This is a genomic window from Rhizobium sp. AAP43 (assembly GCF_001296045.1).
In the GTDB taxonomy this organism is placed as follows: domain Bacteria; phylum Pseudomonadota; class Alphaproteobacteria; order Rhizobiales; family Rhizobiaceae; genus Allorhizobium.
On the sequence record NZ_LJHS01000005.1, the window covers coordinates 658,534 to 668,735 of the forward strand.

The 10,202-nt window shown below is 61.2% G+C and carries 5 protein-coding genes; 3 read left to right on the plus strand and 2 right to left on the minus strand.

Annotation, left to right across the window (positions count from 1 at the left end):
- The first annotated feature begins 291 nt into the window (after positions 1-291).
- Positions 292-4,278 (plus strand): non-ribosomal peptide synthetase, encoded by a 3,987-nt coding sequence (locus IP76_RS06590; RefSeq protein ID WP_054157352.1) that lies wholly within the window; start codon positions 292-294, stop codon positions 4,276-4,278.
- 78 nt (positions 4,279-4,356) lie between these two features.
- Here IP76_RS06590 and IP76_RS06595 read toward each other — a convergent pair whose 3' ends face one another.
- Entirely contained in the window at positions 4,357-5,280 is a 924-nt protein-coding gene (locus IP76_RS06595; protein WP_054157353.1) for an SDR family oxidoreductase, read from the minus strand.
- 71 nt (positions 5,281-5,351) lie between these two features.
- Between IP76_RS06595 and IP76_RS06600 the strand changes: the two genes are divergently transcribed.
- Positions 5,352-6,164 carry a helix-turn-helix transcriptional regulator gene (locus IP76_RS06600; protein WP_054157354.1) on the plus strand — a complete coding sequence of 271 codons (813 nt, stop codon included), beginning with the start codon at positions 5,352-5,354 and terminating at the stop codon, positions 6,162-6,164.
- Positions 6,165-6,218: 54 nt separating this feature from the next.
- Here IP76_RS06600 and IP76_RS06605 read toward each other — a convergent pair whose 3' ends face one another.
- Positions 6,219-6,749, minus strand: a complete 531-nt coding sequence (locus tag IP76_RS06605) for a DUF992 domain-containing protein (protein WP_054157355.1) — start codon at positions 6,747-6,749, stop codon at positions 6,219-6,221.
- 449 nt (positions 6,750-7,198) lie between these two features.
- Between IP76_RS06605 and IP76_RS06610 the strand changes: the two genes are divergently transcribed.
- On the plus strand, positions 7,199-9,760 hold the full coding sequence (locus IP76_RS06610) for an FAD-dependent oxidoreductase (protein WP_054157356.1): 2,562 nt from the start codon (positions 7,199-7,201) through the stop codon (positions 9,758-9,760).
- Positions 9,761-10,202: the final 442 nt, after the last annotated feature.

Genomic DNA, 10,202 nt, shown 5'->3' on the forward strand with positions numbered 1-10,202 from the left:
CATGCGCTGCAGCACCCCTTATGATTGCATTGGATTAATGTAGGTGTCGCTGATTGTTCTTGTGGATCATAAATCGCAGGATGCGGTCAGTTGATACATCCAAAAAAAGTCTGTTATGCTGGCTTTACAAGAAGAGATTTTGAGGGGCCCGGCAAAATTAATGGATTTTTGATAGTCCGGGCAATTTAATAAATCCCAAAAAATGTAATTTCTTAAAATTCTTCCGATTTCGTCATCGGAAGGAGCGGTTTTTGTTGTGCCATTTTTTCGAATAGGGGGCTTTATCGAGATATGGACTCAGCCTTTGTAAGTATTCATCGCGTTACGCCATTGTCGTCACCTCAGGCTGGCATGTGGCTCAAGGAAAAGATCTCTGGTCACGGCTGGAGTTTCATGCTTGCCGAGGCCATCGAAATTGTCGGTGACCTCGATCCCACGCTGTTTTTTGTGGCGCTGCGACAGCTTTCCGAAGAGCTCGAAGCGACGCGCACGCGGATCCGGGAGGTTGAAGGACAACCAGAGCAGGTATTTCTGCCGTCTTATCCGGGCGAGTTTCCGTTGATCGATCTGTCCGGGCGCGCCGATCCGTCTGGTGCCGCCGAGGCCTGGATGCAGACCGAGCTCCAGCGTCCGCTTGATCTGGCCAGTGATGATCTTTGGCGATGCGCCCTGTTGCGGCTCGGCTCCGACCAATGGATCTGGTACAACAGCGCCCACCACATCCTGTTCGACGGCTTTTCCGGTGGTTTGATCGCGCATCGCGTGGCGGAGATCTATTCAGGCCTGAAACAGGGACGCAGCATGCCTGTTACGCCCTTCGGCACGACGGACGATCTGCGCGACCAGGAACTCGCCTATCGCGGGTCGGTGCATTTCGAGCGCGATCGGCGGTACTGGATGGAGCAGCTTTCCGGCCTTCCCGATCCTGTAACGCTTGCCAGGCGCAAAGTGGAGCCTGTGGGCGGTCTATTGCGCCACAGCGTGGAGATGGACCGCGCCCGCATTGATGCGCTGGAGGCCCTCGGGCGCACCGCCGGTGGCAGCCTCCCGCAGACGCTGATTGCCCTGGTCGCCACTTATTACGCAAGGGCAACCGATGTCGAGGATCTGACAATCCTCACCATGGTCACCGCCCGCATCAGCAGCGAGATGCGCCGCATTCCGGGCATGGTCGCCAATGCCGTGCCTTTGCGCTTCTCGTTCCGCCCGGAAACAACCCTGGCCGATGTCGTGAAACAGGCCGCTCAGCAGATGGCGCGCGCGCTGCGCTATCAACGCTACCGCTACGAAGACATGCGCCGTGATCTCGGCCAGTCGCATCGCGAGGAGCAGATCGCCTGGCTCGGAGTCAATATCGAGCCGTTCAACTACGGTTTCGATTTCGACGGATTGCCGGCCAATGCCCGCAACCTGTCGAACGGCACGATGACGGATCTGACCATTTTTGCCTATGACCGGGGCGATGGCTCGGCGGTGCGATTTGATTTCGACGCCAATCCCGGTCTTTACAGCCGCGAGGAGCTTGTCGAGCACCAGCAGCGGTTCGTGTCGATGATCGACGGCCTGATCGATCAGCCAGGGCGCCTCGTCGCCACGCAATCTCTTCTGCTGCCTGAAGAGCGCGAGCGGGTTCTGGTTCAGTGGAATGCCACGGGCAGGCCGATCGAGCAGGTCAGTTGGCCGGAACTCTTTCGTCGGCAGGCGGAACGCAGCCCCCATGCAACAGCCGTCATCTTTGGCGATCACGCGCTGTCCTATGTGGAGGTGGACCGCGCCTCCGATGATTGGGCACGGCATCTGATCGCCGAAGGCATCCGTGCCGGCGATCTGGTTGCCATTGCCCTGCCGCGATCGGAAGCGATGCCGGTCATGCTTCTGGCTGTGCTCAAGGCTGGAGCCGCCTATCTGCCGCTCGACCCTTCCGACCATAGTGACCGGTTGGGAGCGATCCTCAAGGAGGCGATGCCGCGCGCCGTGATCACAACCACCGAACTCGAAGACGAGATCGAGCTTGGTGACGTGCCGCGCATCTTCGCCGACCATCCGCCGCTTGTCTCGGAGGCGGATCTGCCAGCGCCGGCAGGGCCTCAGGATACGGCCTATGTCATCTTCACCTCCGGCTCGACGGGGCGTCCCAAGGGGGTGGAAATCGCCCATCGCGGGCTCACCAACTTTTTGGTTTCGCTGCAGGATATTGTCGGTCTCAAACCCTTGGACCGGCTGCTCGCCGTCACTACGCTCGCCTTCGATATCGCCGTGCTCGAACTGTTTCTGCCGCTTCTGTCCGGCGCGACGGTGGTGATTGCAAAGCGCGATACGGTGCGCGATCCGGTGGCGCTGCGGCGCCTGATTTCCCGCGAGGGGATTACCGTCTTGCAGGCGACGCCTTCGCTTTGGCGGGCGCTCCTGCAGGATGGTACGACCGGGATTGAAGGTCTCAGGCCCCTGGTCGGTGGCGAGGCCTTGTCGCCGGACCTTGCCCACAGCATGGCGCGGCTTGGCCATCCCGTGATCAATCTCTATGGCCCGACGGAAGCGACGATCTGGTCGACGGTCATGTCCCTGTCGGGGAGCGATCTTGCCGCGCCCGCCATCGGCCGGCCCATCTGGAATACCGAGCTCTATGTGGTGGATCGCCACGGCCAGCCGGTGCCGCCCGGCTTTGTCGGTGAATTGCTTATCGGGGGCATGGGTGTCGCCAAGGGGTATCTCAACCGCCCGGAGCTGACGGAGGAGCGCTTCATTCCCGATCCATTCTCGGGCCGGGGTGGGCGGCTCTATCGCACGGGAGACCTGGTGCGCTGGCGCGCCGATGGAAACCTGGAATATCTCGGCCGCAACGATTTCCAGATCAAGATCCGCGGTTTCCGCATCGAGCCCGGTGAGATCGAGACGGCGCTGGTCAGCGAGGAGGGTATTGCTGAAGCCGTTGTTGTGCTGCGCGAAGACCCCGGTGTCGACAAGCGGCTGGTCGCCTATCTGGTCCGCGATCCGGGCTCGGACGCTCTCGATCCGAAGGCAATCAGCCGTCGGCTTGCGGCCGTGCTGCCGAGCCATATGGTGCCTGCAGCCTATGTCGAACTTGCTGCCATGCCGCTCAACAGCAATGGCAAGATCGACAGGAAGGCCCTGCCGGCGCCCGAATGGCGGGCGAAAAGCGATGATGTCGTTCTCCCCCGCAATGATACGGAGCGAAAGCTCGCCGAGCTGTGGTGCGAGGTCCTCGGACTGGAAACGGTCGGCATTCATGATGATTTCTTCGCCCTTGGCGGAGATTCGCTCGCTGCTGCTGGCATGATCTCGGCACTGCGTGGCAAGATCAGCGGCGAAATTCCCCTGGCTGCCGTTTTCGAGACGCCGACGATTGCCGCTCTTGCCGAGCGGCTGGAAGTGGCGGAGGAGCCGCATTCGCTGATGCAGCCGTTCCTGCCGATCAAGGCGACGGGCGACAGGGCGCCGCTCTTCTGCATCCACCCTCTGCTCGGGCTCGGCTGGGGCTTCTTTGCGCTTGGCCAGCATGTCGGCGAGGACGTGCCGATCTATGCGCTGCAATCGGACGGGCTGACCGATCCGGCAGCGGCACCTGCGAGCATCGAGGAGACGGCCCGCCGCTATCTCGAGCGTATCCGGGCGCGCCAGCCGCATGGCCCTTATCATATCATCGGTTGGTCGCTGGGTGGTCTGATCGCCCACGAGATCGCACGGCTCCTGCGCAAGGATGGCGAGGCGATTGCCTTTCTCGGCATGCTGGACAGCTACACCTTCCGCCCGGGCGGGGCGGCGCTTGGCGAGAAGGTGCTGGCAGAGGCGGCCATGGCCTTTCTCGGCGCAAGCATCGAGGATGCGGAGGGGATTGAAACCTTGCAGGCCTTGGGCGACTTCGCCGTCGACCGTTTCTACCAGGAAAATTCGGGCTATCTCGCCTATACGGGCCTGGATGATCCAAGGTTGGTCGACCGGGCGCGGCAGGTCATTCTCGAGAATTTCCATATGGCCGGGCGTTTTGTGCCGGGGCATCTGGATGCAGACCTGCATTTCTTCCGGGCAGGGCGCGTGATGGCGGCACCGGCCACGCGGCTGGTGATCGACTACGACGTGGAGGCCTGGCTGCCGCATATTGGCGGACGCATCTATCTGCGCACGCTCGATTGCGGCCATGACGACATGTTGAACCCCGCACCGGCTGCTGAAATCGGCGCGGTTATCCAGGCCGAACTTCTGCGCGAAATCCTTGTTCTCCGTCGGACGCAAGATGAGAAGCCACGGATAGCGCTCTGATTTATAATATGAAAATGAAGGGGCGCTCTTCATCGGAGCGCCCCTTTTTCGTGCGATGTCGGTCGGCGCATGACGCCGTCAGTGGGGGCCCATCGCATCGAGCGATGCAAGCAGGTTCGGTCCTGTCGGTGCCCAGCCAAGCCTTTGTTGCGTCAGCATGGAAGACGCCCTCATATCGAGACCGGCAAAACCGGCCATTGCGCCAAAGTGCAGTTTTGCCTCTTCGGCAGGGATCGATACCGCCGGGATATCGAGGCTGCGGGCAATGGCGTTTGCGATGTCACGCAGGCTGACAGCCTCCTCGCCAACGGCATGGTAGCGTTGGCCCGGTTCAGCCGTCTCGATTGCCATGCGGAAGAGCCTCACGGCGTCGCTCAAATGGCATGCCGACCAGCATGTTGCGCCGTTCCCGACATAGGCAGCAGAGCCTGTGGCACGGGCGATATCGATGAGATAGCTGACGAGGCCCTGGCGATGGGTGTCATGGATCTGCGACAGCCGGACTGTGGAGATGTTCAAGCCTGCCTCAGCCAGATCCCTTGCTGCGAGTTCCGAGGCGATGCGGGGTGTCGGGTGGTTGAGGTCCAGCACCGTCTCGACCGCGATTTCACCCGGGGCTGGGCTTCCCATGCCGATGCCGGAGGTGATGAGCATGGGGCGGGTGGACCCCGCAATGCCGCGCCCGAGTGCTGCGATCGCGGCAGCATCCTTGCGGCAATTGGCGAGATAGTTGGAAAAGTCATGGTCGAAGGCGAGGTGGATAACGGCATCGGCCTTGGCCGCGCCCGCTGTCAGGCTGTCCGGATCTTCCAGCCTGCCTTCATGGGCCTCGGCGCCCAGTGCCTGAAGCTTTGCGGCGCCTTGCGCTGAGCGGGTGAGCCCGAGCACTTGATGGCCAGCGCCCAGCAGTTCGGGAATGAGAGCCGATCCAATGAAGCCTGTGGCGCCGGTGAGAAAATATGCGCATGTGCGTTTCCTTTGTAGTTCAACGCGACAAGCCATGACAGATCCATTATCATGGTAAAGTAGTGACTTTATCCTGGTATAATAACCCTCAGGCTCCGAGGCTTCCCATGGCGGCGACGACACTTGCTCAGTATCTCCGGGATCGCCGAACCCGGCTTGACCCTGCGGCCTTCGGCTTTTCCGGCAGGCGGCGCACGCCGGGTCTCCGGCGCGAAGAAATTGCCCAGCGCGCCAATATCAGCGCGACCTGGTACACCTGGCTGGAGCAGGGGCGTGGCGGGGCTGCGTCCGCCGATGTGCTGAACCGCATTGCCACCGCCATGCTTCTGACCGAGGCGGAGCGCGAACACCTGTTCATGCTGGGCTTGGGACGCCCGCCCGAGGCGCGCTACAGAGAGGTCGAGGGCGTCCATCCGCGCCTGCAGCGCTTTATCGATCGTCTCGAAACCTGTCCGGCCGTGGTCAAGACCGCGACCTGGGAGGTGGTCGCCTGGAACAAGGCGTCGACCATCGTTCTCTCCGACTATGGCCGCCTTCCCCCCGGTGAGCGCAACATGCTGCGCTTCCTGTTTTCGGACCCTGGCGTGCGGGCAAAGCAGCACAATTGGGAAGCCATGGCGCGCTTCGCCGTCGGTGCCTTTCGCGCCGATGTCGCGCGGGCAGGGGCCATGTCCGAGGTGGAAGAGCTTGTGTTCGAGCTTTCGGAGATAAGCCCCGATTTCCGCCGGCTTTGGAGTGAAAACCGCATCAGCACGCCGGACGAGGGGGCGAAACACCTCGATCATCCGCTGCTGGGTTCCATCGACCTTGAGTATTCCGCCTTTGCCGTCGATGGCCGTCCGGACCTCAATCTGATGGTCTATACCCCGCTGGACGAGGTCGTTGCGGAACGCATCCGTCATCTTGTCGCGGGGCCGTAACAGAAAAGGCGCCCGTTGCGGGGCGCCTTTTCACATAGGTCAATGGCGGACCGATCAGCTGGCTGGTGTTAGCGTCATCGAGGTGCCGGTTGCGGCGATGTTGAGGCCAAGCTGACCGGAGACGCTGATCGGCTGCAGATGGATCGAGCCCTCCGTGCCGCCGAAGAGAACATTCGCGCCGACGCCGGCACCGAGTGTCGCTTCAGCCGATGCGCCGCCGTAAAGGCCGCCGAGCGAGCCCTTGTGATAGCCGGCGGTCGGAGCGAATACGGCCCAGACGATGCGGCCCTTTGCGGTGTAGCCAAGGTCAACGCCGAATTTCTTGATGGCGCCCGAATACTGATCCATCGGCTCGCCGCCGATGACCGAGGTGAAGGCGCAATCGGCTGTCTTGGCAGAACCGAGAACATAGCCAAAGCCAGACCCGATGGCGCAGTCGAGATAGCCGATGCGAACGCCGCCCGACGGGCCGCTTTCCTGGAAGGTCGGTGCCGGCTCGCTATAGGTCATGTCCGCCGCGATCGCCGTGCCGACATGGGCTGCGACGGAAAGGGTGGCAAGGCTTGCCGCGATCAGTGTCTTCATGGTGATAATCTCCTTGCAGTGGTCTGCCCGTCGATTTCGGCCGGTTTCCGGCTTGCGGGACAGTTCCGAGGAACAAACGCGTAAACCCGAAGAATGATCCAACTGAGGCAAAAGGAAGCTGTGTCCCCGGCAAATCGCAGATTTTTACACCGAAATCGGGCGTGAAACCGGCTGATGGACTTGCGTTCGGCCTGTCTGTCTTAACAGGTCTTGCCAAACTGTGCCGTTTTGCAACGCATGTGCCGCGCGGGACTTGGGCCGGGACTTTCCGGTCTTCTTATTCCTCCTGCGACAGCCAAGCCCGCCGCCACGACGCGATGGGAAAGATATTGCCGTGCAAACTGGTCGTGGGTCCCTTGCAGAATGTCGCATACAGGCTGCAATTGTCTCGTTACGCCTCTTAAGATCGGGGCCACATCATTCACTCCCAGACATCAGGGTTTTCGGCAATGGCAGAGTTTCCGTCCAAGGCAAAGGTCGTCATCATCGGGCTTGGAGGCATTGTTGGTGCCTCCATCGCCCATCACCTGATCGAACGCGGCTGGGACGATATCGTCGGCATCGACAAATCAGGCATTCCCACAGATATCGGCTCGACGGCCCATGCCTCCGACTTCTGTTACACCACGTCCCACGACTATCTCTCGGTCTGGACGACCCAGTATTCCATCGATTTCTACGAGAAGATGGGCCACTACGCCCGAATCGGCGGTCTCGAAGTCGCCCGCACCGGCGACGACACCTGGATGGAAGAGATCAAGCGCAAGCTCTCATCTGCCCGCGCCTTCGGCACCCGCGCCCATTATGTCTCGCCGTCCGAGATCAAGGCCATGTTCCCGCTGATCGAGGAAGATCAGGTCATGGGCGGCATGTTCGATCCGGATGCCGGCCTCGTCATTCCGCGCTCCCAGACCGTTGCCGGCAAGCTCGTCGATGCGGCTGAAAAGTCCGGCAAGCTTCAGATGTTCGGCAATACGCCGGCCCAGTCGCTCATCGTCGAGAATGGCCGCATCAAGGGCGTCGTCACCCATCGCGGCACGATCATGGCCGACCACGTCATCGTCTGCGCCGGTCTCTGGGGCCGTCTGATCGCCGAAATGGTCGGCGAAGACCTGCCCGTCATGCCGGTTGACCATCCGCTCACCTTCTTCGGTCCGTATAACGAGTTCGAAGGTACGGGCAAGGAAATCGGCTATCCGCTGCTGCGCGACCAGGGCAACTCCGCCTATATGCGCGACACCGGCGACCCGAAGACGACCGAGGGCGGCCAGATCGAATGGGGTTATTACGAGCAGCACAATCCGCGCATGTGCCATCCCCGCGAGCTCCTCGAAAAGCATGAGGCGCGCCTCTCGCCGTCGCAGCGCGATCTCGACATGGAGCAGATCCTGGAGCCGCTCGAAAAGGCGATGGAACTGACGCCGATCCTCGGCGAACTCGGTTATAACGAAGGCCATTCCTTCAACGGTCTTCTCCAGGTCTCCGCTGCCGGCGGTCCGTCCTGCGGCGAAAGCCAGAAGGTGCGTGGCCTGTGGTATTGCGTCGCCATCTGGGTCAAGGACGGCCCTGGTTACGGCAAGCTGATCGCCGACTGGATGACCGATGGCCGCACCGAGATCGACCATAACTCGATCGATTACGCCCGCTTCTATCCGCATCAGCTGACCGAAGAGTTCATTGCTGGCCGCTCTTATGAAGCAGCCCAGAAGATCTACTTCCCGGCCGTTCACACCCGCGAGCCCTATGCCTCCGGCCGTAATGTCAAGCGTTCACCGATGTATGAGCGCGAAGTCGAACTCGGCGGCTACTTCATGGAGCTCGGCGGCTGGGAGCGTGCCCATGGCTATGCGGCCAACGAGCACCTTCTGGAAAAGTACGGCGACCGCGTGCCGGTTCGCGAAAACGAGTGGGATAACAGGCACTTCTGGCGCGTTTCGAATGCCGAGCATCTGGCGATGAGCGAGGATTGCGGCATCGTCAACCTCAGCCACTTCCACATGGTCGACATCGAAGGCCCAGATCATGTCGAGCTTTTGGAATGGCTCTGCGCCGCCAAGATCGGTGGCGATGCCAATATCGGCAAGGGCATCTACACCCACTTCCTCGACGACGAGGGCATGGTGCGCGCCGACTTCACCGTCTTCCGCATGGAAGACCGCTGCCGCCTGGTCAACGGCGCCGATGCCGGCCCGCGCGACTTCCACTATATGAAGCGCGTGGCTGAAGACCGCGGCCTTGACGTCACCATCACCGATGTGTCGGAGAAGTTCATCACCATCGGCATCTGGGGCCCCAATGCCCGCGAAAACTTGAAGAAGGTTGTCGCCGATCCCGCCGGCCTCGACATCGAAAACTTCCCCTTTGCCGCGATCAAGCCGATCGAGATTGCCGGCAAAAACGTTGCCGCCTTCCGCATTTCCTATGTCGGTGAGCAGGGCTGGGAACTGCACATGAAGTACGAAGATGGCCTCGCCGTCTGGGATGCGCTCCGCGCCACCGGCGTCATGGCCTTTGGCGTCGAAACCTATGCCAATTCCCGCCGCATGGAAAAGAGCCTGCGCCTGCAGAACGGCGACCTGCTCACCCAGTACAACCTGATCGAAGCCGATCTGGCCCGTCCCAAGGTCAAGGAAGCCGATTTCCGCGGCAAGGCCAAGCACCTCGAATACAAGGCCCGCGCCCAGCAGCCGGCCATGCTTTGCACGCTCGTCATGACCGACAATGTCGACAAGTCGGGCGTCGCCCGTTACCCGGTCGGCTCCATGCCGGTCGTCGACCCTGCGTCCGGCGAGGTGCTCGTCGACAGCCTCGGTCGCCGCTCCTACACCACGTCGGTTGCCTACGGCCCGACGATCGGCAAGAACATCGCACTCGCCTATCTGCCGGCGGAGTATTGCGAAGTCGGCCGCAAGCTGAATGTCGAATATTTCGCCGAGAGCTTCCCGGTCGAAGTTGCGGCGGTCGGTTACAAGCCGCTGTATGATCCGGAGAACTTGAAGCCGCGCAGCTGAGGCTAGGGCGGTTCGCCCAGAGAGTTGTGGACCCGTCGGTCGTAAGGCCGGCGGGTTTTTTCACCTCTCCCCTTGTGGGAGAGGTTACAAAATAGAAGGCTTAGCCCGATCAGGGCTAAACTTCAGATTTTGTTGGTGAGGGGATTGGTTCCGTTGGCATTCCCCTCACTGAGCCCCCCTCTTGCGAAATCTTAAGGCTTGGCCCTGATCGGGCCAATTCCTCGATTTCGCTTTCTCCCCCGCAAGGGGGGAGATAGGTCCCACACTTGTGGCGCCGCCAAAAGCCCCTCAATTCCCGCAGTTGCCCGGGGATGAGTTTCGGGAAATCTCCAACGAAATCAGAGCCACATCCTGTTTTTCATCCCCGCTTTTTGCAGCCGCATTAAACTCACCCCCGTTCCGCCCTCGGATACACCTGACGATGCGATGTCAGGCGAGGCGG

Bases quoted from the DNA above. Each gene is read 5' to 3' on its own strand.
- IP76_RS06610 (WP_054157356.1), top strand. From the start codon at position 7,199: ATGGCAGAGTTTCCGTCCAAGGCAAAGGTCGTCATCATCGGGCTTGGA.
- IP76_RS06605 (WP_054157355.1), bottom strand. From the start codon at position 6,749: ATGAAGACACTGATCGCGGCAAGCCTTGCCACCCTTTCCGTCGCAGCC.
- IP76_RS06600 (WP_054157354.1), top strand. From the start codon at position 5,352: ATGGCGGCGACGACACTTGCTCAGTATCTCCGGGATCGCCGAACCCGG.
- IP76_RS06595 (WP_054157353.1), bottom strand. From the start codon at position 5,280: ATGGCTTGTCGCGTTGAACTACAAAGGAAACGCACATGCGCATATTTT.
- IP76_RS06590 (WP_054157352.1), top strand. From the start codon at position 292: ATGGACTCAGCCTTTGTAAGTATTCATCGCGTTACGCCATTGTCGTCA.